26 protein-coding genes and 1 pseudogene are annotated in these 25,579 nt (G+C 63.2%); 21 read left to right on the forward strand and 6 right to left on the reverse strand.

The genetic code is table 11. From position 1 onward, the window contains the following. Nucleotides 1–120 precede the first annotated feature (120 nt). Complete coding sequence (locus ACZ41T_RS11735) at nt 121–3,576, forward strand: IscS subfamily cysteine desulfurase (protein ID WP_464921576.1); 3,456 nt, start codon at nt 121–123, stop codon at nt 3,574–3,576. 419 nt (nt 3,577–3,995) lie between these two features. On the opposite strand, the gene ACZ41T_RS11740 is transcribed toward ACZ41T_RS11735, so the two are convergent. Then, complete coding sequence (locus ACZ41T_RS11740) at nt 3,996–4,427, reverse strand: DUF3617 domain-containing protein (RefSeq protein WP_464921577.1); 432 nt, start codon at nt 4,425–4,427, stop codon at nt 3,996–3,998. Between the two features lie 177 nt (nt 4,428–4,604). Between ACZ41T_RS11740 and ACZ41T_RS11745 the strand changes: the two genes are divergently transcribed. The 9 genes from ACZ41T_RS11745 (at nt 4,605) to ACZ41T_RS11785 (ending at nt 12,751) form a co-directional block, all read left to right on the forward strand. After that, on the forward strand, nt 4,605–5,078 hold the full coding sequence (locus ACZ41T_RS11745; protein ID WP_464921578.1) for a rubrerythrin family protein: 474 nt from the start codon (nt 4,605–4,607) through the stop codon (nt 5,076–5,078). A 38-nt stretch (nt 5,079–5,116) separates the two neighbouring features. Continuing rightward, the gene (locus ACZ41T_RS11750) at nt 5,117–5,290 is read left to right on the forward strand and encodes a rubredoxin (protein WP_464921579.1); all 174 of its coding nucleotides are present in this window, start codon (nt 5,117–5,119) and stop codon (nt 5,288–5,290) included. Nucleotides 5,291–5,341: 51 nt separating this feature from the next. Next, the gene (locus tag ACZ41T_RS11755) at nt 5,342–6,478 is read left to right on the forward strand and encodes an FAD-dependent oxidoreductase (RefSeq protein ID WP_464921580.1); all 1,137 of its coding nucleotides are present in this window, start codon (nt 5,342–5,344) and stop codon (nt 6,476–6,478) included. Between the two features lie 303 nt (nt 6,479–6,781). Next, nucleotides 6,782–7,015: a hypothetical protein gene (locus ACZ41T_RS11760; RefSeq protein ID WP_464921581.1), complete on the forward strand. Its 234-nt coding sequence runs from the start codon at nt 6,782–6,784 to the stop codon at nt 7,013–7,015. Next, a complete protein-coding gene (locus tag ACZ41T_RS11765) occupies nt 7,005–7,340 on the forward strand; it encodes a hypothetical protein (RefSeq protein ID WP_464921582.1) in 336 nt (111 codons plus the stop codon). Before ACZ41T_RS11760 ends, ACZ41T_RS11765 begins: the two co-directional genes overlap by 11 nt. A 19-nt stretch (nt 7,341–7,359) precedes the next feature. Then, entirely contained in the window at nt 7,360–7,725 is a 366-nt protein-coding gene (locus tag ACZ41T_RS11770; RefSeq protein ID WP_464921583.1) for a hypothetical protein, read from the forward strand. 190 nt (nt 7,726–7,915) lie between these two features. After that, entirely contained in the window at nt 7,916–10,372 is a 2,457-nt protein-coding gene (gene nirB, locus ACZ41T_RS11775; protein ID WP_464921584.1) for a nitrite reductase large subunit NirB, read from the forward strand. 23 nt (nt 10,373–10,395) lie between these two features. Next, nucleotides 10,396–10,743, forward strand: coding sequence for a nitrite reductase small subunit NirD (gene nirD, locus ACZ41T_RS11780; protein WP_464921585.1), 348 nt, complete (start codon nt 10,396–10,398; stop codon nt 10,741–10,743). A 436-nt stretch (nt 10,744–11,179) separates the two neighbouring features. Further along, entirely contained in the window at nt 11,180–12,751 is a 1,572-nt protein-coding gene (locus ACZ41T_RS11785; RefSeq protein ID WP_464921586.1) for an inorganic phosphate transporter, read from the forward strand. A 39-nt stretch (nt 12,752–12,790) separates the two neighbouring features. Here the strand turns inward: ACZ41T_RS11785 and ACZ41T_RS11790 are convergent, their stop codons facing one another. Further along, complete coding sequence (locus ACZ41T_RS11790; RefSeq protein ID WP_464921587.1) at nt 12,791–13,642, reverse strand: universal stress protein; 852 nt, start codon at nt 13,640–13,642, stop codon at nt 12,791–12,793. A 405-nt stretch (nt 13,643–14,047) separates the two neighbouring features. Between ACZ41T_RS11790 and ACZ41T_RS11795 the strand changes: the two genes are divergently transcribed. The 5 genes from ACZ41T_RS11795 (at nt 14,048) to ACZ41T_RS11815 (ending at nt 17,066) form a co-directional block, all read left to right on the forward strand. After that, nucleotides 14,048–14,191 (forward strand): hypothetical protein, encoded by a 144-nt coding sequence (locus ACZ41T_RS11795; protein WP_464921588.1) that lies wholly within the window; start codon nt 14,048–14,050, stop codon nt 14,189–14,191. 68 nt (nt 14,192–14,259) lie between these two features. Further along, nucleotides 14,260–14,646: a nucleoside diphosphate kinase regulator gene (rnk, locus tag ACZ41T_RS11800; protein ID WP_464921589.1), complete on the forward strand. Its 387-nt coding sequence runs from the start codon at nt 14,260–14,262 to the stop codon at nt 14,644–14,646. Nucleotides 14,647–14,666: 20 nt separating this feature from the next. Next, nucleotides 14,667–14,909 (forward strand): universal stress protein, encoded by a 243-nt coding sequence (locus tag ACZ41T_RS11805; protein WP_464921590.1) that lies wholly within the window; start codon nt 14,667–14,669, stop codon nt 14,907–14,909. A 254-nt stretch (nt 14,910–15,163) separates the two neighbouring features. Continuing rightward, entirely contained in the window at nt 15,164–15,865 is a 702-nt protein-coding gene (locus tag ACZ41T_RS11810; RefSeq protein WP_464921591.1) for a DUF2238 domain-containing protein, read from the forward strand. A gap of 58 nt (nt 15,866–15,923) precedes the next feature. After that, nucleotides 15,924–17,066 carry a baeRF3 domain-containing protein gene (locus tag ACZ41T_RS11815; RefSeq protein ID WP_464921592.1) on the forward strand — a complete coding sequence of 381 codons (1,143 nt, stop codon included), beginning with the start codon at nt 15,924–15,926 and terminating at the stop codon, nt 17,064–17,066. 37 nt (nt 17,067–17,103) lie between these two features. On the opposite strand, the gene ACZ41T_RS11820 is transcribed toward ACZ41T_RS11815, so the two are convergent. The 3 genes and pseudogenes from ACZ41T_RS11820 to ACZ41T_RS11830 form a co-directional block, all read right to left on the reverse strand. Continuing rightward, nucleotides 17,104–17,385: a hypothetical protein gene (locus ACZ41T_RS11820; RefSeq protein WP_464921593.1), complete on the reverse strand. Its 282-nt coding sequence runs from the start codon at nt 17,383–17,385 to the stop codon at nt 17,104–17,106. Continuing rightward, nucleotides 17,334–18,497, reverse strand: coding sequence for an HAD-IIB family hydrolase (locus ACZ41T_RS11825; RefSeq protein WP_464921594.1), 1,164 nt, complete (start codon nt 18,495–18,497; stop codon nt 17,334–17,336). The genes ACZ41T_RS11820 and ACZ41T_RS11825 overlap by 52 nt, the downstream gene beginning before the upstream one ends. Further along, a pseudogene (locus tag ACZ41T_RS11830) lies at nt 18,419–18,957 on the reverse strand (glycosyltransferase family A protein). The gene ACZ41T_RS11825 and the pseudogene ACZ41T_RS11830 overlap by 79 nt, the downstream one beginning before the upstream one ends. 218 nt (nt 18,958–19,175) lie before the next feature. On the opposite strand from ACZ41T_RS11830, the gene aroB reads away from it, so the two are divergent. Continuing rightward, nucleotides 19,176–20,255, forward strand: a complete 1,080-nt coding sequence (gene aroB / locus ACZ41T_RS11835) for a 3-dehydroquinate synthase (protein WP_464921595.1) — start codon at nt 19,176–19,178, stop codon at nt 20,253–20,255. Between the two features lie 10 nt (nt 20,256–20,265). Continuing rightward, a complete protein-coding gene (locus ACZ41T_RS11840; protein WP_464921596.1) occupies nt 20,266–21,393 on the forward strand; it encodes a deoxyguanosinetriphosphate triphosphohydrolase in 1,128 nt (375 codons plus the stop codon). A 128-nt stretch (nt 21,394–21,521) separates the two neighbouring features. Here ACZ41T_RS11840 and ACZ41T_RS11845 read toward each other — a convergent pair whose 3' ends face one another. Then, nucleotides 21,522–22,220: a double zinc ribbon domain-containing protein gene (locus ACZ41T_RS11845; RefSeq protein ID WP_464921597.1), complete on the reverse strand. Its 699-nt coding sequence runs from the start codon at nt 22,218–22,220 to the stop codon at nt 21,522–21,524. 54 nt (nt 22,221–22,274) lie between these two features. On the opposite strand from ACZ41T_RS11845, the gene ACZ41T_RS11850 reads away from it, so the two are divergent. The 4 genes from ACZ41T_RS11850 to bioH are packed head-to-tail and all read left to right on the forward strand — an operon-like array spanning nt 22,275 to nt 25,569. Further along, the gene (locus tag ACZ41T_RS11850) at nt 22,275–22,733 is read left to right on the forward strand and encodes a hypothetical protein (protein ID WP_464921598.1); all 459 of its coding nucleotides are present in this window, start codon (nt 22,275–22,277) and stop codon (nt 22,731–22,733) included. After that, nucleotides 22,726–23,679, forward strand: coding sequence for a biotin synthase BioB (bioB, locus tag ACZ41T_RS11855; protein ID WP_464921599.1), 954 nt, complete (start codon nt 22,726–22,728; stop codon nt 23,677–23,679). The genes ACZ41T_RS11850 and bioB overlap by 8 nt, the downstream gene beginning before the upstream one ends. After that, nucleotides 23,676–24,836, forward strand: coding sequence for an aminotransferase class I/II-fold pyridoxal phosphate-dependent enzyme (locus ACZ41T_RS11860; protein ID WP_464921600.1), 1,161 nt, complete (start codon nt 23,676–23,678; stop codon nt 24,834–24,836). The genes bioB and ACZ41T_RS11860 overlap by 4 nt, the downstream gene beginning before the upstream one ends. Beyond that, nucleotides 24,823–25,569, forward strand: coding sequence for a pimeloyl-ACP methyl ester esterase BioH (bioH, locus tag ACZ41T_RS11865; protein ID WP_464921601.1), 747 nt, complete (start codon nt 24,823–24,825; stop codon nt 25,567–25,569). The genes ACZ41T_RS11860 and bioH overlap by 14 nt, the downstream gene beginning before the upstream one ends. Nucleotides 25,570–25,579 lie beyond the last annotated feature (10 nt).

Consider the following 25,579-nt stretch of genomic DNA (forward strand, 5'->3'; position numbering starts at 1 on the left):
TGACGGCCGACAGGCCGTGGAGTCTTGTCCGCTCACACGACCGGGCCTGCGTCCAGCGCGCATTCTCTTCGTACCGCTGGGTGCTCCCATCGGCCACCTCTTGCGCCAAGGAGCCTCGGGATGGACTTGCCGCCGCCTTCGATCACCACGCACAAAGACGAAAACGCCGCGCCCGACACCTCGGTGACGTGGGCTAAGGGGATCTGCGGTATCTGTCCCGCAGGATGTTGGGTGGAGGTGGGTGTCCGGGACGGGCAGCTCGTAGACATCAAGCCGGACACAGGACACCCGCTCGGCATGATCTGCCGGCGCGGATCGCACGCTCCCGAGATCGTCCATTCCGAGCACCGATTGCAATACCCCATGAAGCGCATCGGCCCGAAAGGTTCGCACAAGTTTGAGCGCATCTCGTGGGACGAGGCGTACGAGCTGATCGTCGAGAATCTCAACCGCATCAAGTCCGAGTCCGGGCCCGAGGCAGTCTCGATCTACACGGGCCGAGGCGCGTTCGAGCTGTCACTCTGCGACATGTTCCAGCCCAGGGACGTTGCGGTCTCTTCCGCCACCAACGTGCTGTTTCCGTTCGGCTCGCCCAACACGATGGGCGTCGGCGCGCTCTGCTACGTGTCGTTCGCGATGATCGCCCCGCACGTCACGATGGGCCGCATGCTCATCAACATGTTCGCCGACATGGAGAACGCCGAGCTGCTCGTGGTGTGGGGCGCGAACCCGGCGACCGATTCTCCGCCGCTCGATATGCACCGGCTGGAAGCCGCCGCCAGGCGCGGTGCCAAGATCATCGTGATCGACCCGCGATACACGGACACTGCCAAGCGCACCGGCGCCGAGTGGATCCCGATCCGTCCCGGAACGGATGGTGCGCTGGCCCTGGGCGTGATCGAGGTGATGCTCGACGAGGAGCTGTACGACGAACCGTTCGCCGAGCGCTGGTGCCACGGGTTCGACGAGCTGCGCACCTACGCGCAGCACTTTCAGCCAGACGTGGTCGAAGAGATCACCGGCGTGCCGGCCGACACCGTGCGCTCGCTGGCGCGGCGAATCGCGCAAGCCACCGGCGCCTGCCCGGTCATGTACACCGGGCTCGAATACTCGAACAGCGGCATCCAGGCCATTCGCGGAGTGCAGATGCTGTTCGCGCTCGCGGGCCATCTGGACGTGCCGGGCGGGATCGGGCTCGCGATGCTCGACACCCACTTCCCCATCAACCGCTCGTGCAACCAGCCGAATCCCGATCTTGACCTCGCGATCGCGCGCCAGAAGTTTCCGGTCTACTCCAACTACCGGGGTGAATCGCATGCCAGCGGCCTGGTGCAGTCCGTGCTGAAGGGCGACCCCTACCGAACGCGCGGGCTCATCGTGCACGGTGCGTCGCTGCTCACGTCCTGGCCGCAGACGCCCATCTGGCGCGAGACGCTCTCCCAGCTGGATTTCCTGGTCTGCATCGACCGGCAGCTCACCGCCGACTCGGCGTACGCCGACGTCGTGCTCCCCGCCACCACCATGTTCGAGATCGACTCGTACATGACCTACGGCCCGATCTTCCGCCTGCGGGAGAAGATGATCGAGCCGGTGGGCGAGGCGCGCAACGACTACCTCATCATGGCGGAGCTGGCGGACCGGCTCGGCTACGGTCACCTGTACCCGCAGACCGAGGAGGCGCTGGTCCGCTTCACGCTCGAGGGTTCGGGCTACACCCTCGAGGACGTGAAGGCCGCGGGCGGCTGGGTGAAGCTCTCGACGCCGATGATGGAGTACAAGAAGTGGGAGAAGGGTGGCCTGCGCACCGACGGAAAACCGGGGTTCGATACTCCTACGGGCAAGTTCGAGATCTGGTCCACCACGCTGGAAGAGTACGGCTACGAGCCGCTCCCCAAGTACATCGAACCCACCGAAGGCCCACGCGCCGATCCGCAGCAGGCCACTCGATACCCGCTCGTTTTCAACTCCGGCGCGCGTCCCCACACCGATTTCCGCTCGCAGCACCACGGGATCCGCGGTCTGGTGAAGGACAACCTCGAGCCCACCGTCGAGCTTAACGTCCTGGATGCGGAGCAGCGTGGCATCGCGAACGGCGACCTCGTAGAAGTACGCACACCGCGAGGCGCAGTCCCGTTCCGGGCCAAAGTCACGCGCGACATCGTGGCGGGCGCCGTCGAGTGCAACATGGGCGGCGGCGGCCCGGTAGGACCCACGGCGTGGCGCGAGTGGAACGTGAACGAGCTGACGGACCTCGGGAACTACGACGAGATCTCAGGATTCCCGGTGTACAAGGCGCTGCTCTGTGACGTGGTCAAGCTCGAGGCGGGCACCGCGGCGACCCGGCACGCCAAACAGGCCGATCCGGCCGCCGCGTGCGGCTCGGTGGTGGTGCAGACCGCGAAGTCGTCGCCTCCGGTCCGACGGATCTATCTCGACAACAACGCCACCACGCGCATTGCCGATGCGGTACGCGAGGCGATGCTCCCCTTCCTCGACGCCGCGTACGGGAACCCATCGAGCATCCACGGGGCCGGGCGAGAGGCTCACGAGGCGGTGGACAAGGCGCGGGGGCAGGTGGCCGCACTGCTCCACACGCGTCCCCGCCGCATCCTGTTCACAGGCTGCGGGTCGGAAGCGGATAACCTCGCCATCAAAGGCACCGCGTTCGCCCGCAGCGGCGAAGGCAAGCACCTCATCACCAGCACCATCGAGCATCCAGCCGTGCTCCAGACCTGTCGCTTCCTCGAGCGCCAGGGGTACGAGGTCACCTATCTCCCGGTGAGCGGGGACGGCATGATCGCCCCCGACGATCTGCGCCGGGCGCTGCGCGACGACACGATCCTCGTGTCCTTGATGATGGCCAACAACGAGGTGGGCACCATCCAGCCCATTGCGGAGTTGTGCGCGGTGGCGCACGAGCGTGGGGTCACGTTCCATACAGATGCCGTGCAGGCGGCAGGGAAGATCGACGTGAACGTCGAGGAGCTGGGCGTCGACCTGCTCAGCCTGTCGGCCCACAAGCTTCACGGCCCGAAGGGGATCGGTGCGCTCTACGTGCGGAAAGGCGTCCGACTCGAGCCGCTGATCCACGGCGGCAAGCAGGAGAGCGGCCTCCGGGCAGGGACGGAGAACGTTCCCGCAATCGTCGGATTCGGGAAAGCAGCGGAGCTGGGCCGACTGGCCGTGCGCGACGCGGAGACCCTCACGCGCTGCCGTGATCGGCTCGAAGCAGGCATTCGGACCCTGGTGCCGGCGGCGATGCGTAACGGCCACCCCACCGCCCGCCTGCCGAATACCTTGAACCTGACGTTGCCCGGTCTCCGCGGCGAGTCGCTGGTCGTCGCCCTCGACCAGCACGGGATCTCGCTCTCGTCGGGCTCCGCGTGCAAGTCCGGCTCTCCCGAGCCGACGCACGTGCTGCTGGCCATGGGCCGGAGCGACGTCGACGCCCACTGCGCCGTGCGCTTCTCCCTGAGTAAGTTCACGACGCCCGAGGACGTAGACGAAACGGTCCGCGCTCTGGCCCAGGTGCTGACCGAGCTGGAAACGACGGTCCGGTTCCTGCCGTGTAAGTAGGAGCGCCCTCACCACGCGTTGAGTTGCCCACTGCTCCGTTGCCGGCCGTCGCTCTCCCCGTCGCAATCAATCGCGCTATGGCTGTGTGATTCGCGGGGAAACCTCAGAGCCCCTTTAATCCTTTAATCTTCGTTCGCGGATGCCCCCGGTTTTGTAGACACTTGCTGCGACGAAGCTCAGTCGGGGTGGCCGGTCTGGCTTCCAGGGGGATTGCTTCAAGGCAGTTCGTGGCAGCAAGTATCCGGCACGAGTCGCATGCCACCACGGGTAGCGCGCGCAGCGCCAGGCATCCAGTCGCAGCCGTTTTTCGTTTCAACGCGGCAGCGAAGAATGAAAAACCTGTGGCCACTCCAATCAAAAATCCAGGGTTCCGGTTATCAAAATCCGGCCGGCTCCCGGTCGCGGCTGCCTGCCCCCGTTTACTTGCAGGGGCCGAGCCGCTTGGCGCCCATCTTCTGGTTGAATTCAGTGAGACCTTCCATGGCCGGCTCGAAGCGCCCGTTCATCGTGATGTCGTAACCCGTGGCATGGTGGGTGCCGGTGGAATGGCCCACCATGCTGCGACCGCCATCGACAGTGCAGGAAAAGTCATAGCTGACCGCATTGCCGCTTTGCTTGAGATTGCTGATCTTGCAGTCCTTACTGTTCTGACTGCTGGCGTAGGCATTGCCGTCCACGACGTCCTGCGCGGTGATGCAGTGCCGGAACGTCATCACCGGCATCTGCATCGGCATGCCCTTCATCACCATTTGCACGGAAATGTCGTACAGGCCGGGCTGCATGACGGGTGACGCGGCAGCGGCGGGGAGGGCGCTCAGGGAGAGCAGGACGGCGGGGAGCAGGATGCGCATGGCGGGTTCCTTGGATGATGAAAGGATGGCGAAGTGTTGCACAGCACGGGCCCGAAAAACAATGATTGATGTTTTCAATCGATCATATTCAGATTATCCGTTGGATCAATGTATTGATGATCTCTAACATTGCCTACGTACTGATTGACATCGCACACAACCCGCCAGGAGCCGACCATGCAGAATACCCAGTCCCCCACCATCCAGAACCTCGAAGCCGCCTTCGCCGGCGAGTCGATGGCCCACATCAAGTATCTGTGGTTCGCCCGCCAGTGCCGCAAGGCCGGCGACGAAGCGACCGCCAAGGTGTTCGAGGACACCGCCGCACAGGAGATGCAGCACGCCTTCGGCCACGCCGAGCTGCTCTTCGCCGCCGAAACCATGACCCCGGCCAAGTGCCTGCAGTACGCGATCGAGGGCGAAACCTACGAGTACACCGAGATGTATCCGAAGTTCCGCCACGAAGCGATGCAGGAAGGCCATGATGCCGCGGTGGCCGAGATCGACGAGCAGATCGCCGAATCGAAAGAGCATGCCGAGATGTTCAAAAGTGTGCTCGAAAAGGCCGCCAAGCGCTTCGCCGCGCTGGCCAAGGTCGAAGAGAAGCATGCAAAACACTACCAGGCGCAGAAAGACGCGATTACCGCCTGAACGAGTACTCGAAAATCATTCAACTGAAAGGGCACATCATGAAAGCTTGGCAATGCATCGTTTGCGGTTACATCTATGACGAATCAAAAGGCGACCCGGAGCATGGCATCGCCCCCGGCACCCGCTGGGAAGACGTGCCGGAAGGCTGGGAATGCCCGGACTGCGGCGTCTCGAAGGCGGATTTCGAAATGGCCGAAGTGACCGCCGCCTGATCCGTGTCAATCTGAAGAGGCCGCCTGGCGCGGCCTCACCAAGGAGCCTCCATGCACCCCATCGTCATCGTCGGTTCCGGTCTCGCCGGCTACACCCTGCTGAAGGAAATCCGCAAGCGTGACGCGGTCACGCCGGTCACGCTCGTCACCGCGGACGACGGGGCGTTTTATTCCAAGCCCAACCTGTCGAACGCGTTCACCACCGGCAAGACCGCAGCGACCCTGGCAAGCGCCAGCGCGGAGAAGATGGCGGCCGAGCTGAATGCGCGGGTGCTGTCACACACCCGCGTGACGGCGATCGACACGCAGAGACAGTACATTCGCACCGATGGTGGCGAGCTGGAATACGGCAAGCTGGTGCTCGCTCTTGGCGCCGACCCGTTTCCGCATGGCTGCGCCGGCAGCGGGGCAGGCGGCGTGCTGGTGGTGAACGACCGGGCCGATTACGCCGTCTTCCGCAGCGCCATCGACGGCAAGCAGCGCATTGCCGTACTCGGCGGCGGCCTCATCGGCTGCGAGTTCGCCAACGATCTGGTACACGCCGGTTTCGCGGTCGACATGGTGCATCTGGGCGGCTGGCCGCTGGAGCGTCTGCTGCCGGTCGAAGCCGGCCAGCGCCTGGCCGACACCCTCGCCGCACTGGGCGTGCGATGGCATTTCGGACGTAGCGGAAAGAGCGTCGAGCAGACCGCGAACGGCTACCGGGTCGAACTGGACAACGGCGAAACCATCGAAGCCGATACGGTGCTCTCGGCAATCGGCCTGCGGCCCCGCACCCAACTGGCACAGGCGGCCGGCATCCCGGTCGGGCGCGGCATCCAGACCAATGGCCTGCTCGAAACCGGCGCGGCGAACGTTTACGCAATGGGCGACTGCGCCGAGGTCGAAGGCCTCAACCTGCCCTACGTGCAGCCGCTGATGGTGCAGGCGCACGCGCTCGCTGCCACCCTCGCCGGTACACCGACGGCGGTGGTTTATCCGGCGATGCCGGTGATGGTGAAAACTCCGGCGCACCCGGTCGCGGCGCTGCCGCCGAGAATCGGCGCGGCGGGTAGCTGGAAGATCGAATGCGGCGAGGCCGGAATCTGCGCGCTGCACCTCGACGACAACGGCCGTTTGCAGGGCTTCGCGCTCACCGGCAGCGAAACCGGACGCCGCAACGCGCTGGCGAAGGAGATGGCCGCCTGATCTGGCGACACGGGCATCCCGGTCAGCGCTGCACCGGCAGCCAGCGCTTGATCCAGCCCGGCCCGGCGGCACTGCCCGCTGCATGTGCATGCATGGCAGCGATTCAGTTTCCTTGAGGAGTCCAAGCCGTCAAGGAGATCGTGCCATGCATGCAAAAAACGTCGTAACGCAAGTCATGCGATGCTGTTTACCCCTCATGCATGCCGCGCGCTGGCGTGCCCTGCGTGATGTAGTGGTGTTTTCAGTCAACGGACATGCGCTTGGCCTCGTTGCCCCGGCTGTTGGCACCCCCGCACAATCAGCGTGCGCCATCGCGTCAAATGCGTGGATCGGCTGCTGGGCAATCGTCATCTCGACGCGCACCGTTTCGACCTCTATGCCGCGCTCACGCGGCAATGGCTAACGGGCTTGCCGCAGCGCTTGATCGTAGTGGATTGGTCCAGTCTGACGGCGGACATGCAATGGCATTGGCTGCGCGCCTCCGTGGTCTGTGATGGCCGATCGATCACCCTGTATGAAGAGGTTCATGGCCGATGACCCTGCCCACTACCGCTGGACCAGCTATCGCCATAATGCGCTGGGGCAGGTCAACCCTTACCTGACACCATATCCGCTTTATCGGGCGATTGGGCGGGACGACACGGAAAGGCAGGCGGCTTATCGTGACCTGTTTCGGTCGCAGCTGGGCAGCAAAGCCATTGACGACATCCGGCTGGCGCTCAGCCAGAACCAGCCATTGGGCGATTCCCGCTTCTATACAAAGATCGAAGCCATGACGGGCCAGCGGCGGGAAGCCAGGCCGCGCATGCAGCGCGATGAATCCCCTTCGCACGATGCGGGGCAGGGAGAACTGGGATTGTGATCCTGAATGCAGAGAATATGTGAGCCTGGCGACGACACAAGTCGTGCTTGAAGCCCTGGGCGGACATGCCTTGATGCTGCAAGACTGCGAAGGTGAAGCCTTTGCCGATCCGCAACAGCGACCGGACATGGTGCTGGTGCAGGACGGCCAATCGCAGCGCGTCTACGAAGCGCAGGCGCACTCACCTTCTCATGGCAATCTGCCCGAGCTGGATGCCCGTGCAACCGGTACATGGATTGGCAATGTCATGCGCGATCACACGGTTTTGCCCTTGCCTGTTCGCAATCAGCTGGCGGTGTGTCTGTATGCCGCTGGCCACACCGAAGACCTCAATCAGACGCGCGCGATCACCGCAATCAACGGCTTTGGCCGGGCGGCTGCGTGAATTCGGTGCACGTCATTCATCGCAGCACCTTGATGGTGCACGTAGAGCTGTCCCGCTTCCGGCCTGAGCATTAAGTTGACGTAAAAACAAATGCTTGGATGAGTACTTCAAGCTGGCACAGCCGTTGCTGAGTACAGATTTAAGTATTTTCTGGGCATCATTTTTAAGCGTTTATGTTTGGAGTAACGGGATGGATATGAGTGCCTCCATGGACAAGGGTCCCAGGATGAAGCTGGTGATGGTCGGCAATGGCATGGCCGGTGTGCGCACACTGGAAGAGCTGCTGAAGCTGGCCCCCAAACTCTACGACATCACCGTGTTTGGTTCCGAGCCGCACCCCAACTACAACCGCATTCTGTTGTCACCGGTGCTCGCGGGCGAGCAGACGATGAATGACATCGTGCTGAATCCGCTCGACTGGTACAGCGAAAACAATATCACCCTGCACATGGGCAAGAAGGTGGTGAAAATCGACCGCCGTGCGCGTGTGGTCGAAGCCGAAGACGGCACCCGTGCCGAATACGACCGTCTGTTGCTCGCCACCGGTTCCAATCCTTTCCTGCTGCCGGTGCCGGGCGCCGACCTGCCGGGCGTGATCAGCTTTCGCGATATTGCCGACGTCGATGCCATGGTGCAGGCCTCCAGCCAGTATCGGCATGCCGTCATCATCGGCGGCGGCCTGCTCGGGCTGGAGGCCGCCAATGGCCTGATGAAGCGTGGCATGGACGTAACCGTGGTGCACCTCGGTCCGTGGCTGATGGAGCGCCAGCTTGACGAGCCCGCCGCGCGCCTGTTGCAGAAGAGCCTGGAAGAAAAGGGCATGAAGTTCCTGCTACAGAAGCAGACGGCCGAACTGGTTGCGGGTGCGTCGGGTCGCGTCGCCGCAATCACGTTCAGGGACGGCGATTCCGCCCCCGCCGAGCTGGCGGTGATGGCGGTCGGCATCCGCCCCAACACCGATCTTGCCGAATCCGCCGGGCTGCACTGCAATCGCGGCATCGTGGTCAACGACACCATGCAGACCTTCGACCCGCGCATCTATTCCGTCGGTGAATGTGTCGCGCATCGCGGCATCGCCTACGGCCTGGTCGCGCCCTTGTTCGAGCAGGCCAAGGTGTGCGCCAACCACCTGGCGCAGTACGGCATCGGCCGCTACCAGGGTTCGATCACCTCGACCAAGCTCAAGGTCACCGGCATCGACCTGTTTTCCGCCGGCGACTTCAGCGGCGGTGAGGGCACCGAGGCGATCCTCTATTCCGACCCGCTCGGCGGCGTCTACAAGAAACTCGTCATCAAGGACGACAAGCTGGTCGGCGGCGTGATGGTCGGCGACACCGTCGACGGCGCCTGGTACTTCTCGTTGCTGCGCGACGGCAAGAACGTCAGCGAATTGCGCGACCATCTGATGTTCGGTCAGGACCATTGCGGCAACCTCGGCCACGGTGGCGTCAACAAGGCCGCCACGATGACCGACGACATGGAGGTGTGTGGCTGCAACGGCGTGTGCAAGGGCGACATCGTCAAGGCGATTCGTGAGAAGGGCCTGTTCACGCTGGAAGACGTGCGCAAGCACACCAAGGCCTCCGCTTCGTGCGGTTCGTGTACCGGCCTGGTCGAGCAGATTCTGGCGGTTACCGTGGGCGGCGATTATTCTCCCGCCACCAAGGCCAAGTCGATGTGTGGCTGTTCCGACTACACCCATGAAGAAGCCCGCGCGGCAATCCGGCAAAACAAGCTGCTGACGATTCCCCAGGTGATGACCTTCATGGAATGGCGCACGCCCAACGGTTGTGCCAGCTGCCGGCCGGCGCTCAACTATTACCTGATCTCCACCTGGCCGGGCGAGGCCGAGGATGATCCGCAGTCGCGCTTCATCAACGAACGTGCCCACGCCAACATCCAGAAAGACGGCACCTATTCGGTGATCCCGCGCATGTGGGGCGGCAACACGACGCCGGCCGAGTTGCGCCGCATCGCCGATGTGGCGGACAAATACAAGGTGCCGGCGGTGCATGTCACCGGCGGCCAGCGGATCGACCTGCTCGGCATCAAGAAGGAAGACCTGCCCAAGATCTGGGCCGATCTCGACATGCCTTCCGGCCATGCCTACGGCAAGGCGCTGCGCACGGTGAAGACCTGCGTCGGTTCGGAATGGTGTCGTTTCGGCACGCAGAATTCGACCCAGATGGGCATCGACCTGGAAAAGGCGTTTTTCAAGATGTGGGCACCGCACAAGGTCAAGCTCGCGGTGTCCGGTTGCCCGCGCAACTGTGCCGAAGTCGCGATCAAGGACATCGGCATCATCGGTGTGGATTCAGGCTGGGAAATCTACGTCGGCGGCAACGGCGGCATCAAGACCGAAGTCGCGCAGTTCCTGGTCAAGCTCAAAACTGCCGACGAGGTGCTGGAATACACCGGCGCCTTCCTGCAGCTGTACCGCGAGGAAGCGCGCTACCTCGACCGCACCGTGCACTTCATCGAGCGTGTGGGTCTTGACTACGTGAAGAAGAAAATCCTCGACGACGCCGACAACCGCCGCGCGCTGTACGAGCATCTGTTGTTCGCGCTGTCGGTCGAGCGCGACCCGTGGGTCGAGCGCGCCAGGGACGGCAAGCTCAAGCATGAATTCGAAACCGTCACCGCCTGAAGAACCTGAAGAAAGAGCAGAACATGAATAACTGGACCGACATCCTGGATGTGAACGACATCCCCCCCCTCGGCGCCCGCGTGGTGCGCCACGGCAGCCTGGACATTGCCGTGTTCCGCACCGACGACGACGAAATCTTCGCGCTGGAAGACCGCTGCCCGCACAAGGGCGGACCGCTGTCGCAGGGCATCGTGCACGGCCGCAGGGTGACCTGCCCGATGCACGGCTGGAACGTCGAGCTCGATTCCGGGCAGGCGGTGGCGCCCGACCTGGGCTGCGCGCGCGAATTCCCCGTGCGGGTCGAGAACGGCCGCGTGTGGCTGGACTTCGCCGGCGGCGTGCAGCGCCCCGCCTGTTCCTGCAGCGCCTGAAACCCTACGGAGACAACCATGACACGCGACTTCTGGAAGGCGGGACATCCGCCGACGCTTCTCGTGAATCAAAGGGGGTTTCACCCGCAAATAATTATTGAGAATCAACTGGTTGTCTAGTATTTTCGGCAAAAACAGTGCGTGCATGGCAGTGATCGACAGCAGCATCAGTGCGGCGGCGGCGGTCAGGCGTTGCATCAACACGGAAACTCCAGAAACGCGAATGGAACGGAATGTCCAATTATTTAATCGGATAGAAGTTCAGGTCCGCTCTGACCGGCAATGCCCACCAGCGAGAACCGACACGGTTCGCAAACTTATGTTTGGCATGGCATTCGCGCAGCGATGCATTCGCCCCCACGCCTGCTTGCGGGGCCTTTTCCCCCGACATTTGTTACATTCCGGTTAACTCAAAAAAGCGGAAGCCGGTAGCAGCATGGAACTCGACAAATTCTTGGAGCTGGAACAGGCCGCCAACAAGGGGCGGCGGGAAAGACTCCGGATGGGCACAGCCCTGCTTTTCCTGGTGGGGATCATCCTGTTCATCGCCATGCGCGGCGGCGAAATCAATTACTCCCTGATGGTCGCGGCGATGATCGGCGGCTACATGGCGCTCAACATCGGCGCCAACGACGTGGCCAACAACATTGGCCCGGCAGTGGGTTCCAGGGCGCTCACCCTCACCGGTGCGATCTTTATCGCGGCCATCTTCGAGGCGGCCGGCGCCATCATCGCGGGCGGTGACGTGGTGAGCACCATCAAAAGCGGGATCATCAACCCCGAGGTTATCGCCGACATAGATGTCTTCATCTGGCTGATGACCGCGGCCCTGCTCGCCGGCGCGCTCTGGCTCAACATCGCTACGGCAGCCGGGGCGCCGGTCTCCACCACCCATTCCATCGTCGGTGGGGTGCTGGGCGCCGGCGTCGCCGCCGGTGGACCGGGCATCGCCAACTGGGGCGAGGTGGGACAGATCGTCGCAAGCTGGGTCATTTCTCCGGCACTGGGCGGGGTGATCGCCGCCGGCTTTCTCTACCTGATCAAGCGTACCATCACCTATAAGCCCGACATGCTGCAGGCCGCCAGGAAAATAGTGCCTCTCCTGCTGGCGCTGATGGCCTGGGCCTTCAGCACCTATCTGGTGATGAAGGGGCTGAAGCAGATATGGAAAGTGGGCTTTGGCACAGCTGCGCTGATCGGGACCGGTTTCGCCGTGGTCACCTATGCCATCACGCGATCGAGCGTGGCAACCGTCTCCGTGCGTCTGGAAAACAAAAAGCAGGGGGTGAACACGCTTTTCACCCTCCCAATGATCTTTTCTGCAGCCATGCTGAGTTTCGCGCATGGCGCCAACGACGTCGCCAACGCGATTGGTCCCCTGGCCGCCATCAATGAAGCGATCGAGCACGGGGCGGTCGTCGCCAAGGCCGCCATTCCCCTCTGGGTACTGCTGGTGGGCGCCATCGGCATTTCGCTCGGCCTGGCGCTGTATGGCCCCAAACTGGTTAAAACCGTGGGGTCGGGTATTACCGAACTGGATCAGATGCGCGGTTTCTGTATTGCCATGGCAGCGGCCATTACCGTCATTCTCGCCTCGCAACTGGGGCTGCCGGTCAGTTCCACCCACGTCGCGGTGGGCGCGATATTCGGCGTCGGCTTCCTGCGCGAATACATCAAGGCGAATTACGGGCGGATGATCGAAACCATCGAGGAACACCACGAAGGGCGTGACCGGAAAGTCGTGGAGGCCTATCTGGAAAAATTCCACGCCGCCGATTTCGAGGAGAAGGGCGCCATGCTCGCGCGACTGAAGGCAAGCAAACAGGCCGTCGAAGAAAGCCACCTGACCAAGAAGGAGCGCAAGGGTCTGAAAAACATCTACCGCCAGGAGCTGGTCAAGCGTTCCGCACTGATGCGCATCGTGGCCGCGTGGCTGATTACGGTGCCGGTTTCCGCCCTTATGGCCGCCATACTGTTCTACACCATCCGCGGCATGATGCTTCCCTGATGGCTGTTCAATAGGCAGCCTGCTTGTGTCCGGAACGGCTCACCCGACAATCATGATGTCGCACGCACTGTTGTGCAGGACGTGCCTGACAACGCTGCCCAGTCGCCCGCCATGCTTGCCCATCACAATGAGGTCGAAATGGAGCTTCTCCGTCCAGCGCCGGATCATGGCCGGCGGGTAGTCCATTTCAATCACCCGCGAAATACGGCTGCTTTCCCATTCGTCGGCCAGTTTGCTGACTTCCTGAACGGCATGATCGTAGAATTCCGAACGGGAACGCTTGATCTGCTCCTCGGACGCGCCGAGCTGGCGGAGCTGCTCGGGATTCGGTGCCTGAAAGGCGTGCAACAGGCTGATCGTTGCATTCGGCGCCAGTTCATCCGCCTTGCGGATCGTGACGGCCGACCGCTCGGTGAGGTCTACGGCGACACCGATCTTGGCATAGGGCGCGTCGGCTTTTTGCTTGGCGATCAAAACCGGCCGCGTTTCCCTGGCGAGGATATTCTCCGCAGTCGTCCCAACAAACAGTTCATTGGCAAAATGTTCGCCGTGGCTTCCGAGGACAATCAGATCCGCATTGCAGGACGCCGCCGCTTCGATAATGCCAGCTTCGACTTCGGCGACCTTGACGCGGGGCAGGATCGTTATGGGTCGCTCCGAATCCACCCGGTCGACAAAATCGTAAAGCTGCGAATAAAAGGAATTGGTGAGATTTTCTTCGACGGCCTGACGAGAGTCGGGCAAGAAATTGCAGAGCGCGTCTACCGATGCCGGCGTGATGATATGAAGGATTTCAAGCGCCGCCTGATGCTCGATCGCCAGCAGCACTGCCCGGTCGAGTGCGATGTTCGCGTATCGAGAGAAGTCTGTTGCCACCAAAATTTGTTTCATTTTCTGAATGACACATCTCGTTCACGTTGAAAATCAGCAATCCTGCTAGGGATGTCTCTGGGCAGACGCACAAAACGAGTATGGAATAATTGCGCGCGTCCAGCAACCTACAATGCCGCGCCTGGCTTGATGTCCGCCCGGGGCGTCGAATATTACGGAGACCCGTTGTCGGCCGGTTTCGTGGTGCTTGAAGTTTCAGGGTCGAACAGACAGACTGCCGCGGCACGACGCTCCGGACTTTCCGCACCGGATTTGCGGTGCTTGTTTTGCATGCGCTATATCAATAGAAAGTGGTCCGATCCCGACCGCGGCCAGGCAGAGCGGAGTGGTGCCGAAAGCAGAGGGCGGTGTGGTAGCATCATGGTCATACATTGCGGCACCGAAGAAAACGAGCGGTGCCTACCCATGTTGTCAATGTTTTCAGCCCAGTACGCCGTCCAGACCGGCGAAACCAGCCGCGATACACTGACGGATCACTCCTATACCACTGCAAAAATCCGGATTACGAAGCGCATCCATGCGGGCGCGGGCTTTGGTCAGGCTGGCTGAATCGGGTCGCCTGAAATGAACCCATTAAATAGAGAGACCATCTGATGGAAAAACGACCAGGAATTATTTTGACGTCACTGGACCTCGATCGCCTGGAGACGATTCTGGATACGCTGCCGGAGGAGACTTTTCCGGGGAAGAAAGAGTTGCTGGCGGAACTCGATCGCGCCGAAGTCGTCGAGCCAGAGGATGTGCCGTCCGATGTGGTGACCATGAACAGCAAGGTGCGTTTTGTCCTCGAATCGGGGGAGGAATTTTGCCTGACGCTGGTCTACCCGCAGGACATCGATGGCAGCGCCGACCGTATTTCGATCCTCGCCCCGGTCGGCAGCGCGTTGTTGGGACTGTCCGCGGGCGAACAAATCGAGTGGCCCAGGCCGGGAGGCGGCGTGATGAAGGTGCGCCTCGTGGAGGTCGTCTACCAGCCTGAGCGCGCTGGCGAATTCCGCCGCTAAAGCGCAACCCGGATACATCCATGCGCGACATGTCGGAACAGTTGGCCCATCGCTCGATGCTAAGTTACGACACGGGTGGTCGCCAGCGATCCAGCAAAATCTCTCGTCCGGGCGATGCGAAATCTGCAAGTGACCTGATCGTGCTGGGTCCCGGCAGCACGAGCCTGGTCCGGCGGGCGCTGCTTGGCAGCGTCGCACAGCGGGTACTGCAAACTGCGGCCTGCGACGTCCTGATCTGCCACCCACAGGGTGTCAGAGAATAGTCTGAATCCGGGATACGGCACAGTGACCGCAATCGGGAAATGGATCCGTATACCGATTGCATCCGATAGCGTTTGACCGGCGTCCCACGCCTGGATCACGGCGCGTTGTCGCAGCGCCGAGAAGACACATTGCCATGTGGAACTCGTGGCCTATACTCGAGAAATCATGAGTATTGCGATGTGATCGCGTTGCGAAATACCGGGATACACAGACGCCCTGCAGGCCGGTCATTGCCCCACAGATATCGAGCAGAATGGACAGTCTCTCCCAACCGCCGGCCCCGGAGAAAAACACGGCCGATTTGCCCGCGCGTATCCACCGGGGGATTCTGATTGCCCTCCAGGCCATCATGGCGGTGGAACTGCTGCTGGTATTCCGCGAGAGACAGTGGATGAATGCGTTTCTGGTGATGGCGATCATGGCGGTCATGTTTTCGCCTGCGGTGATCGGCCGCCGCTTCCATGTGCATATCCCGCCAGAGTTTCAGGTGCTGGCTGTGCTATTCGCCTTCGCGGCGCTGTTTCTGGGGGAAATCCACAGCTACTACATGCGGTTCTGGTGGTGGGATATCGCCCTGCACACCAGTTCGGGTCTGTTGATGGGGATTCTCGGTTTTCTGCTGGTTTACGTGCTCAATGCGGACGAACGCATCGATATCCATATGCGACCGCGTTTCATGGCCTTGTTCGCGTTTTTATTCGCCGTGACGGTCGGCACGCTGTGGGAGGTCTTTGAATTCGCGATGGACCAGATCGTGGGAACCAACATGCAAAAGCCCATGCTCGGCGATCCATCGGGCCTGACCGACACGATGTGGGACATGATCGTCAATGCGCTGGGTGCCCTGACAATCAGCGCTTTGGGCGGGTGGCACATGACGCAGCGCGAGCAATCGTTCATCGAAGCCTGGATACGCAAATTCATCGAACGTAACCCACGCTTGTTCCCTCATTGAACCGGCGTGCAGCACTAGCGGCATCGCCTTGCAGCAGCTTATTGGAGGTGCCACGACCATGAATTCACTTGCACAGGATTACCCGGCCATTCTTTCCGGCAGCCATGAAGCGCCTTGTCTGTCCCTGTATCAACCGACACACAGACAACATCCGGACAATACACAGGATCCCATCCGCTTTCGCAACCTCGTGAAAACGATGGAGGAATCGTTGCGTCAAAAATATCCGAAGCGGGAAATCAAACCGCTTCTGCAGCCATTCGAGGCCCTGGCCGAAAACCGGGCTTTCTGGAATCACACCGCGGACGGACTCGCGGTGCTGAGCGCGCCCGGGCTGTTCCGCGTGTACCGGCTGCAACGCCCGGTTGTCGAACTGGTGGTTGTCGCCGACAGTTTCCATACCAAACCGCTGATGCGCATCGCGCAGTCGGCCGACCGCTATCAGGTCCTTGCACTGAGCCGCAACGCGTTCAAGGTTTACGAGGGCAATCGCGACGCGCTGGACGAGATATTGCCGATCGAGGGGGTACCGCAAACGGCAGGCGAACTGCCGGGCAAGGACGCCGATGGCCGTGAAGGCGCCCATCGCGCGTATGGCCCTGCCGGAGGCGCCACATGGCACGGCACCGATGTCAAGCAGGATGCCGCAGCCCGGGACATCGATCGGTTCTTCCGTGCGGTTGACCAGGCGGTATTGCAGCATTGTTCGCAACCCTCGGGAATGCGCCTGATACTGGCGGCACTGCCCGAGCACCATCATCGGTTTCGCAGCATCAGCCGCAACCCGTTTTTGATGAAAGAGGCGATCGACGTTCACCCGGATGACTTGTCGATCGATGCGCTGCGTGAACGCGCATGGCAGCTGGTGCAACCGTATTACCTCGAGCGGCTGGCCGGTTTTGTGGAAGCATATGGCACGGCAGCAGCAAATGGCCTGGGGGCGGATGAGCTTGGCGAGCTTGCCAAGGCCGCCATCGCCGGGCGAATCGCAACGCTGCTGATCGAAGCCGACCGCTTGATTCCCGGAAGCATCGATGCGACAAGCGGCAGAATCACCGCCGGCGATCTGGATCACCCGGAAGTTGACGATGTGCTCGACGATCTCGGCGAGCGCGTGCTCAAGACCGGCGGCGAAGTCGTGATCGTTCCGGCCGAACGGATGCCAACGCAAACCGGCGCCGCCGCGATCTATCGTTTTTGATGCGCCTCCGCAAAGCGTTCAACGACGGTTTTCGAGGCTACTCCGGCAGCGTGTAACGGGCATTTATCAATTCTTCGATCATCTGCCGTGTTTGCCACGGTTCGAGATCGGCGCGATGTTCGAGGCGCGCCGTCTCGTCGGCGAGAAAATCGTCCTTGATCGCGTAGCGGAACCAGCGCGAGTAATCGCCGCAGTGCAGATGGTACAGCCAGGTCGGCTCGTCGATACCCTGCGCGATCTGGCGGAAAACGACGAGGTTCTGCGCTTTCAGGTTATGACGGTTGTCGGGGCCGCGGAAATAGAAACTGTGCCAACGCAAGTTGCCTTCCGCGTACTTGCGGTGGTGACGGATCCGCTCGGCCCGCCCGCGGCGTGCCTGCATCGCGAACGGTGGCAGCCCGTCCTCGCCGAGCCACACGACACGCGATCCGCCTGGTAGACCAGATCCACGGGCCAGACAATCGTTTGTCCCGTCGCTCGGGCAAATTCCTCCAGGGTCTGTTCGGGCGTATCGCCGATAGCCACAACGACGTCGATCGGCGCGAGAATGGCCGGGGCCACATGTTCGGGATGCACGGTGACCAGGAGGGTCTCGTGGAGTCGTTGCGGCAGTACGGATGCTGCGTGTCCCCAAGTGCCGGGTAGCATGTGGTGCGCCTCGTCCACGACCAGCCAGTGCGGCCGCCCGGTTCGGGCGCGCATGGCCTGCAGGTTCGGAATGAGTTGCGCGAAAAAATCCGGCCGGTCGTCCAGCGGGATGCCGAGCAGATTGACGGAGAGATTGATCTTGGGATCCTCGAGGATCGACAGCACCTCGTTGACGTTCGGCGCGCGCCACTGGTTGCCGAGCGCCACGACGTCGCGCAGGGTTCCGTAATCGCCTTCCGGGTCGACGATACAGACCTGATAATCTTTGTCGATGAGCCGCTCGATGATACCGGCGGCGCGCGTCGACTTGCCGCTGCCGGAAGGGCCGGCTACGAGTATGTTGTGGCCGTAGGGAGAAAGCTGCACGGCGCTGCCGTCCGTGCGTTTCCCGAGCAGAATCCAGTGTCGCGGAAGCGCACCATGCAGTCGGCGCAAATCGTTGGCGATCAGCTCGTCTATCAGTTCGACGACGCCGTTGCCGTTCGTGGCCGCCGTCACGAAGGCAGCGATCTGTTTGATGGACGGCGCCGCATTGGCCACCGCCACGGCGCATTCGCAGCGTTCCAGAAACGAATGATCGTTTTCCGCGTCGCCGACGCCCACCACCTCGTGGCGCGAAAGCCCCAGTTCGCGCAGTGCGTACTCGAGCCCCGTCGCCTTGTTGACGCCGGCCGGAAGCACCATCACCGCGCCGCGATTGCCGATCACCTGGGCCTCCAGGCCGAGTTCCCAGATGACGTCCTGGACGGTCGCGCGATGCGACGCATGGGTTGCAACCAGCACCTGTCCGATCTCAAGCGGCGTGACGCCGCGCGCCTGCAGGTTCTGTATCGGCAGTTTGAACGGCGGATTGGCGAGTCGCGTTTCTTCCCTGCTTGCGGGATCATAGACGATCGCACCGTTTCGGCGACGAGGTCGAACAGTTGCGCGCAGGGACAGACCGTCAGCAGATCGTCGAGCTGGCGACCCGTGACCAGGATCGCCCGCCTGCCGGATACCCTCAGGCGCTCCAGGGCACTTACCCCCTCCTCCGACAGCCGGTCATCCGGCTGCCAGGTGTCGTCGGCGTCGAGAAAGGCGATGTAGTTGCCGTTGGCGTGGGCGAGCGCTGCATTGCGCACGGCAAAAGGCCACTGTCGTTCTGGTAGATGAGGGTGATGCGCTCGGAGTTTTCGGCAGCCAGACGTTGCAGGATTTCGGTCGAGCCAGCGGTCGAGCCGTCGTCCGCCGCGATGAGTTCCATCTGCGGGTGGCGCTGCCCGAGCACGCCTGCACCCCCATTCCGGTAACGGCAGAAATCGCCGTTCAATCTTTCTGCAAACTGTGGCGGAATGAAAGATGCCGGTCGTTTCGGTGCCGCTGTGAATGTGTAGATGGCTCCCGGTCAAGTGCAGTGCGGCAACAGCGATAGTCGTCCAGCTTTGGTTACAATCAACCGTCACGCTCACTTGTCCGAAATTCATGCAAACGCTTACCGTCGACCTCGGCGACCGCTCCTACCCCATCCACATCGGTGCTGGCCTGTTGAATCGGGCCGAGTTGATCCTGCCGCATCTGGCGCAAAAACGTGTGATGGTGGTGACCAACACCACGGTGGCGCCGCTGTACCTGGCGCACCTGACGGCAACGCTGGAGAGCGGCGGGGTGACCGTGGCACAGGTGGTGCTGCCGGACGGCGAGGCCTACAAGAACTGGGAAACGCTGAACCTGATTTTCGATGCGCTCCTGACCGACCGCGCCGAGCGCAAGACCACGCTGATCGCGCTGGGCGGCGGGGTGATCGGCGACATGACCGGCTTCGCGGCGGCGAGCTACCAGCGCGGCGTGCCCTTCATCCAGATTCCGACTACGCTGCTGTCGCAGGTCGATTCGTCGGTGGGCGGCAAGACCGGAATCAACCATCCGCTCGGCAAGAACATGATCGGTGCGTTCTACCAGCCGAAGCTGGTGCTGGCCGATACCGACACGCTGAAGACGCTGCCGCCGCGCGAACTGTCGGCGGGGCTGGCCGAAGTCATCAAATATGGCCTGATCCGGGACGTGAAATTCCTGGCCTGGCTGGAAGCCAACATGGAGCAACTGCGCGCGCTCGACCCGGCGGCGATCACCCATGCAATCTACCGTTCGTGCGAAATCAAGGCGCAGGTGGTGGGGCAGGACGAGCGCGAAGGCGGCATCCGCGCCATTCTCAATCTTGGACATACCTTCGGCCACGCGATCGAGACCGGCATGGGGTACGGCAACTGGCTGCACGGCGAGGCGGTGGCCGCGGGCATGGTGATGGCGGCGCAAACGTCGCAGCGCATGGGCTGGCTGACTGAGGCGGACGTCACACGCACCCGCGCGCTGATCCGTGTCGCCGGGCTGCCGGACGTGGCGCCGGATCTGGGCGTCGACACGTATCTGGAATACATGGGCCACGACAAGAAGGTCGAGGGCGGGAAAATGCGCTTCGTGCTGCTGAAGAAGCTTGGCGAGGCGGTGATCACCGGCGATGTGCCGACCGGCGTGCTGGCCGGCGTGCTGACTGCGCCACAATAAAGGAACGTTGATGGATTCGCTTGCGCCCTACGCCGCGCACTCCAGCCAGACCCGTGGACGTCTGCATCCTGAGGCGCCCGCCACGCCGCGCTCCGAATTTCAGCGCGACCGCGACCGCATCGTTCATTCCGCCGCGTTCCGGCGGCTGGAATACAAGACCCAGGTGTTCGTCAACCACGAGGGCGACCTGTTTCGCACGCGGCTTACCCACAGCCTCGAAGTGGCGCAGATCACCCGCACCATTGCCCGCCTGCTGAGCCTCAACGAAGACCTGGCGGAGGCAGTGGCGCTGGCGCACGACCTCGGCCACACGCCGTTCGGCCACGCCGGACAGGATGCGCTGAACGCCTGCATGCACGAGCACGGCGGCTTCGAGCACAACCTGCAATCGTTGCGCGTGGTCGATTTGCTGGAAGAGCGCTACGCCGAGTTCGACGGCCTGAACCTCACCTTCGAGGCGCGCGAGGGCATTCTCAAGCATTGCTCGCTCACCAATGCCGAAAAGCTCGGGGACCTCGGCGCGCGCTTTCTGAACAAGCAGCAGCCCTCGCTCGAAGCGCAGATTACCAACCTGGCCGACGAGATCGCCTACAACAACCACGACGTCGACGACGGCCTGCGCTCGGGCCTGATCACGCTGGAGCAGCTATCCGGCGTGCAGATCTTCACCCGCCACCTGAATGAGGTCCGCGCCAGATACCCGGCGCTGAATGGCCGCCGTGAGGTGACCGAAACCGTGCGCCGCATCATCAACACGCTGGTTCTCGACCTGGTGAGTACCACGCGAACGAACATCGAGCGCAGCGGCGTGCAGACCTTGGCCGAGGTGCGCGCCGCGCCGCCGCTGGCGGCGTTCAGTCCGGCGCTGCTTGACGAGCACCGTGAACTCAAGCGCTTTCTGCTGCATCACCTGTACCGCCATTACAAGGTGGCGCGCATGAGCAGCAAGGCGGGGCGCATCATTACCGACCTCTACACCGCCTTCATCGGCGATGCGCGCCTGCTGCCGCCCGAACACCAGGCGCGTGAATCGCTCGAAGGCGCGCGCGCGGTGGCCGATTACATCGCCGGTATGACCGACCGCTACGCCATGCGCGAACACCGGCGGATTTTCGCAGTGGAAGAGATTTACGACTGAGCGTATCTGCACGATAGCCGTTCCCGGCTGGCGGAGCACCCGCAAGGGGGTTGCGCACGAAGCCGCTAACGCGGCAACCACCATGCAGCGGCGCCCTCACCGCGAGTTTTTCCTCTCGGTTATGGGCTTCAGGCGGCCTCGCCCGGCGCTAGGGTTCGCGCCACCACCCAGGTTTCCACTTCCAGCGCGCCAGCCTGTTTCAGGGTTTTTGCCAGCTCGTCGAGACTGGTTCCGGTGGTCATCACGTCGTCGATCAGGGCGATGCGCCGCCCGCGAACGTCGCCCGTGCAGACGAACGCGCCGCGCACGTTGTGTCGCCGCGCATCGTGTTTCAGGCCCGTCTGCGGCGGGGTGTCGCGGATGCGCTGACAGCTGTCGGTGTCGAGCGGGAGATCGAGCCGCTTCGCCACCTCGCGTGCGATCTCGGTGGCGTGGTTGAAGCCGCGCTCGCGGATGCGTTTTGCATGCAGCGGCATGGGGATCAGGCAGTCTGGCCTGGGGCCGGAGGCCACGCTCGCCGCAAGACATTCGCCCAGTGCCGGGGCGATGGCGAGCCGGCCGCTGTATTTCAGGCGCGGGATCAGGCGGTCGAGCGGAAACGCATAGGCCAGCGCGACATGGCTGCGGTCGAACGCGGGCGGATGCTTGAGGCAGGCGCCGCACACCTGGCCGTCGGGCGTGGGAATGGCGCAGCGCGGGCACTGCGGCTGCCGGTGCCAGGGCAGGTCGGCCAGGCAGGCGTTGCACAGGGGGCCGGTTCCCGCTGTCACGCCGCACAGCAGGCAGGTGGAAGGGACGAGCTGCCTAAAAATTAATCCGATGTTCAATTTTGGGGCCTCCCCAATTTGACAGGGGCGGTGCCTCCCGCGAAAATCCGGGCCATGAATGTAAAACGCGTCATCTCCGCTTCGTCCTCCCGTTTTGCCGCACAGCTGTTCAACCTCATCACCGTCGCGGCGATGCTGATTTCGCTGACCGCGTTGCTGCTGGGCAAGCTGCTCGCCAGCCAGAAAGTCGGTTTTTTGCCCATCGTGATGTCGCTGCCGCCACTGATGATCTGGCTGGCCGGATCGATTTTTGTCTATGCCGGCATCGCCCATCACCCCAACCCGCGTACGGTGCATTTCAACAAGTGGGCAGGCTACCGGTTTTATGGCGTGATGGGCAGCCTGCTGGTGATCGGCCCGGCGATCTACGGCCTGCTTGATGGCTGGCTGGGGCTGATGCTGGTGCTGGGGCTGGCGGTAGCAATCATCGTGCCGTGGGCGCTGTTTGATATTTACAAGGCCGCGCGCGAACCGTGGCAGGACATGACCATCGAGGTGGAAGGAAATGAATGATATGACTCAGCCCGCTGCGCGGCTGTCGATGGCGGGGATCGAGGCGCTATTCGCCTTGCCGTTTGCCGACCTGATGTACCAGGCGCAGAAAGTGCATCGCGACCGCTTCGATCCCAACAAGATTCAGCTCTCCACGCTGCTGTCGATCAAGACCGGAGGCTGTTCCGAGAATTGCGGCTACTGCCCGCAGTCGGCGCACCACGACGCCGGGGTGGACAAGCAGCCGATGATGAAGCTGGATGACGTGCGGGCGGCCGCCAGCGCCGCCAGGGCCGCCGGCGCTTCGCGCTTCTGCATGGGCGCGGCCTGGCGCGGACCGAAACCGCGCGACCTCGAATCGGTGGTCGAAATGGTACGCGAGGTGAAGGCGCTGGGGCTGGAGACGTGCGCCACGCTGGGGATGCTGAAGGATGGGCAGGCCGAGCAGCTGAAGGCGGCCGGCCTCGACTACTACAACCACAACCTCGACACCGCGCCCGATTTCTATGGCGACGTCATCACCACTCGCGACTACCAGGATCGGCTCGACACGCTTGAACGCGTGCGCCAGGCTGGCCTCAACGTGTGCTGCGGCGGGATCGTCGGCATGGGCGAGTCGCGCACCCAGCGCGCCGGCCTGATCGCGCAGCTGGCCGCGCTCGACCCGCAGCCTGAATCGGTTCCGATCAACCTGCTGGTGCGGGTCGAGGGCACTCCGCTCGCCGATGCCGAGGCGCTCGAACCGCTGGAATTCGTGCGCACCATCGCGGTGGCCCGCATCGCCCTGCCGAAAAGCCTGGTGCGACTGTCTGCCGGGCGCCAGCAGATGAGCGACGTGATGCAGGCGCTGTGCTTCCTCGCCGGCGCCAATTCGATTTTCTACGGCGACAAGCTGCTCACCACCGGCAACCCCGAATGGGAACGCGACCAGCGTCTGTTCGAAGCGCTGGGACTGACCTCGTTGTGAGCTTCGCCGCGCTGAGCCGCCTGCAGCAGGGGCTGGCGGCGTTGCAGGACGATCATCTCGAACGGCGGCGCTTGGTGCTCGACGGCACGCAGGGCGTGCATGTCACCATCGACGGCCAGCACGTCATTTCTTTCTGCAGCAACGACTACCTCGGCCTGGCCGCCGATGCGGCGCTGGTTGCCGCCGCGCACGCCGCGCTCGATGCGTGCGGCGTCGGCGCGGGCGCGGCGCATCTCATTACCGGTCACCACCGTTTCCACCACGACTTCGAGACCGCATTCGCGCGCTTCGTCGGCAAGCCCGCGGCGCTTTTGTTTTCCACCGGCTACATGGCCAACCTGGGCGTGCTGACTGCGCTGGCAGCCCGCAAAGGCGGAGTGTTCGGCGACAAGCTCAATCACGCCTCGCTGGTCGATGCCGCGCAGCTGTCCGGTGCGAGTTTTGCCCGCTACCGTCACGACGACCTGGCGCAACTCGAGGGCCAACTGGCAGTAAGCCGGGTGCAGGACAAAATTATCGTGTCGGACCTGGTGTTCAGCATGGACGGTGATATTGCGCCGATCGACGCGCTGCTCGATCTGGCCGAGCGCTTCGATGCCTGGCTGTATCTCGACGACGCACACGGCTTCGGCGTGCTGAACGACGGCCGGGGCGGCCTCACGGAGCGTGCCCGTTCCAGCGACCGCGTGATCTATCTGGCCACGCTCGGCAAGGCGGCCGGCGTGGCGGGTGCGGCGGTGGCGGCGCATGAAAATGTGATCGACTGGCTGATCCAGAAGGCACGTCCCTATATCTACACCACCGCCTCACCGCCGCTGCTGGCCGCGTGCCTGATCGAGAGTCTGCGCCAGATCGGGACGGGCGACGCGCGGCGCGAGCGCTTGCGCAGCCGCATAGCGCAGCTGCGCGAAGGGCTGGCCGGCTTGAAGCACGGCTCGCTGATGCCGTCGGATACGCCGATCCAGCCGCTGCTGATCGGTACCAATGCGGGCGCGGTGCAGCTGTCGCAGGCCCTGCGCGCGCGCGGCCTGCTGGTGCCCGCGATCCGCACGCCGACGGTGCCGGCCGACACGGCGCGGCTGCGCATCACCCTGTCGGCCGCGCACAGCGCCGGCGATGTCGATCAATTGATCGGGGCGCTGCATGACCTCGTCTAAACCCATCCTCGCGCTGGTGCACGGCTGGGGCATGAATGCCCGCGTGTTCGACGCGCTGGCCGTTTTGCTGGCTGACACGTTCGACGTGCGTGCGCTCGACCTGCCGGGACACGGCGGACGCGCTGACGCGGTCGACAACACCCTGCAGGGCTGGGCCGACGATCTGGCGCAACGCTTGCCGGAGGGCACCACGCTGCTCGGCTGGTCGCTCGGCGGCCAGGTGGCGATGCGCGCGGCGCTTGACCATCCGCACAAGATCGCGCGCCTGGTGCTGCTGGCAGCGACCCCGAAATTCGTTGTGGCGGAGGACTGGCCGTGCGGGTTGGCGCCTGCCGACCTGCAGGATTTCGGTGCGGCGCTGCTGGCCGATCCGCAGACCACGCTGCTGCGCTTCTTGAGCCTGCAGACGCGCGGCATGAACGGGCAGAAGCCGCTGCTGCAGCAACTGCGGCAGTCGCTGCTGGCGGCGCCCGCCGCCAGCAGCTCGGCACTGGCAGGCGGGCTGGCGATCCTGCGCGACACCGATCTGCGCGCGGAACTGCCGCAGCTGACGTCGCCGACCCTGGTGCTGCACGGCGCCCTCGACACGCTGACCCCGCCGGCCGCCGGCACCTGGCTGGCCGAGGCCTTGCCAGCCGCGCAGCACATCGGGTTTCCCCGCGCCGCGCATGCGCCGCACTTGTCGCACGGCGAAGAGGTGGCGGTGGCGATCGGACGCTTTGCCCATGGTTGATCCAAACGCA

The organism is Thiobacillus thiophilus (assembly GCF_055378705.1).

Excerpts from the sequence above, each read along its gene's own strand:
- ACZ41T_RS11810 (WP_464921591.1), top strand. The coding sequence starts at position 15,164 with ATGGACAGTCTCTCCCAACCGCCGGCCCCGGAGAAAAACACGGCCGAT.
- ACZ41T_RS11805 (WP_464921590.1), top strand. The coding sequence starts at position 14,667 with ATGCGCGACATGTCGGAACAGTTGGCCCATCGCTCGATGCTAAGTTAC.
- ACZ41T_RS11740 (WP_464921577.1), bottom strand. The coding sequence starts at position 4,427 with ATGCGCATCCTGCTCCCCGCCGTCCTGCTCTCCCTGAGCGCCCTCCCC.
- ACZ41T_RS11815 (WP_464921592.1), top strand. The coding sequence starts at position 15,924 with ATGAATTCACTTGCACAGGATTACCCGGCCATTCTTTCCGGCAGCCAT.
- ACZ41T_RS11750 (WP_464921579.1), top strand. The coding sequence starts at position 5,117 with ATGAAAGCTTGGCAATGCATCGTTTGCGGTTACATCTATGACGAATCA.
- ACZ41T_RS11735 (WP_464921576.1), top strand. The coding sequence starts at position 121 with ATGGACTTGCCGCCGCCTTCGATCACCACGCACAAAGACGAAAACGCC.
- ACZ41T_RS11785 (WP_464921586.1), top strand. The coding sequence starts at position 11,180 with ATGGAACTCGACAAATTCTTGGAGCTGGAACAGGCCGCCAACAAGGGG.
- ACZ41T_RS11745 (WP_464921578.1), top strand. The coding sequence starts at position 4,605 with ATGCAGAATACCCAGTCCCCCACCATCCAGAACCTCGAAGCCGCCTTC.
- ACZ41T_RS11840 (WP_464921596.1), top strand. The coding sequence starts at position 20,266 with ATGGATTCGCTTGCGCCCTACGCCGCGCACTCCAGCCAGACCCGTGGA.
- ACZ41T_RS11755 (WP_464921580.1), top strand. The coding sequence starts at position 5,342 with ATGCACCCCATCGTCATCGTCGGTTCCGGTCTCGCCGGCTACACCCTG.
- nirD (WP_464921585.1), top strand. The coding sequence starts at position 10,396 with ATGAATAACTGGACCGACATCCTGGATGTGAACGACATCCCCCCCCTC.
- bioB (WP_464921599.1), top strand. The coding sequence starts at position 22,726 with ATGAATGATATGACTCAGCCCGCTGCGCGGCTGTCGATGGCGGGGATC.
- ACZ41T_RS11790 (WP_464921587.1), bottom strand. The coding sequence starts at position 13,642 with ATGAAACAAATTTTGGTGGCAACAGACTTCTCTCGATACGCGAACATC.
- ACZ41T_RS11795 (WP_464921588.1), top strand. The coding sequence starts at position 14,048 with ATGTTGTCAATGTTTTCAGCCCAGTACGCCGTCCAGACCGGCGAAACC.
- nirB (WP_464921584.1), top strand. The coding sequence starts at position 7,916 with ATGGATATGAGTGCCTCCATGGACAAGGGTCCCAGGATGAAGCTGGTG.
- ACZ41T_RS11850 (WP_464921598.1), top strand. The coding sequence starts at position 22,275 with ATGAATGTAAAACGCGTCATCTCCGCTTCGTCCTCCCGTTTTGCCGCA.
- bioH (WP_464921601.1), top strand. The coding sequence starts at position 24,823 with ATGACCTCGTCTAAACCCATCCTCGCGCTGGTGCACGGCTGGGGCATG.
- ACZ41T_RS11765 (WP_464921582.1), top strand. The coding sequence starts at position 7,005 with ATGGCCGATGACCCTGCCCACTACCGCTGGACCAGCTATCGCCATAAT.
- aroB (WP_464921595.1), top strand. The coding sequence starts at position 19,176 with ATGCAAACGCTTACCGTCGACCTCGGCGACCGCTCCTACCCCATCCAC.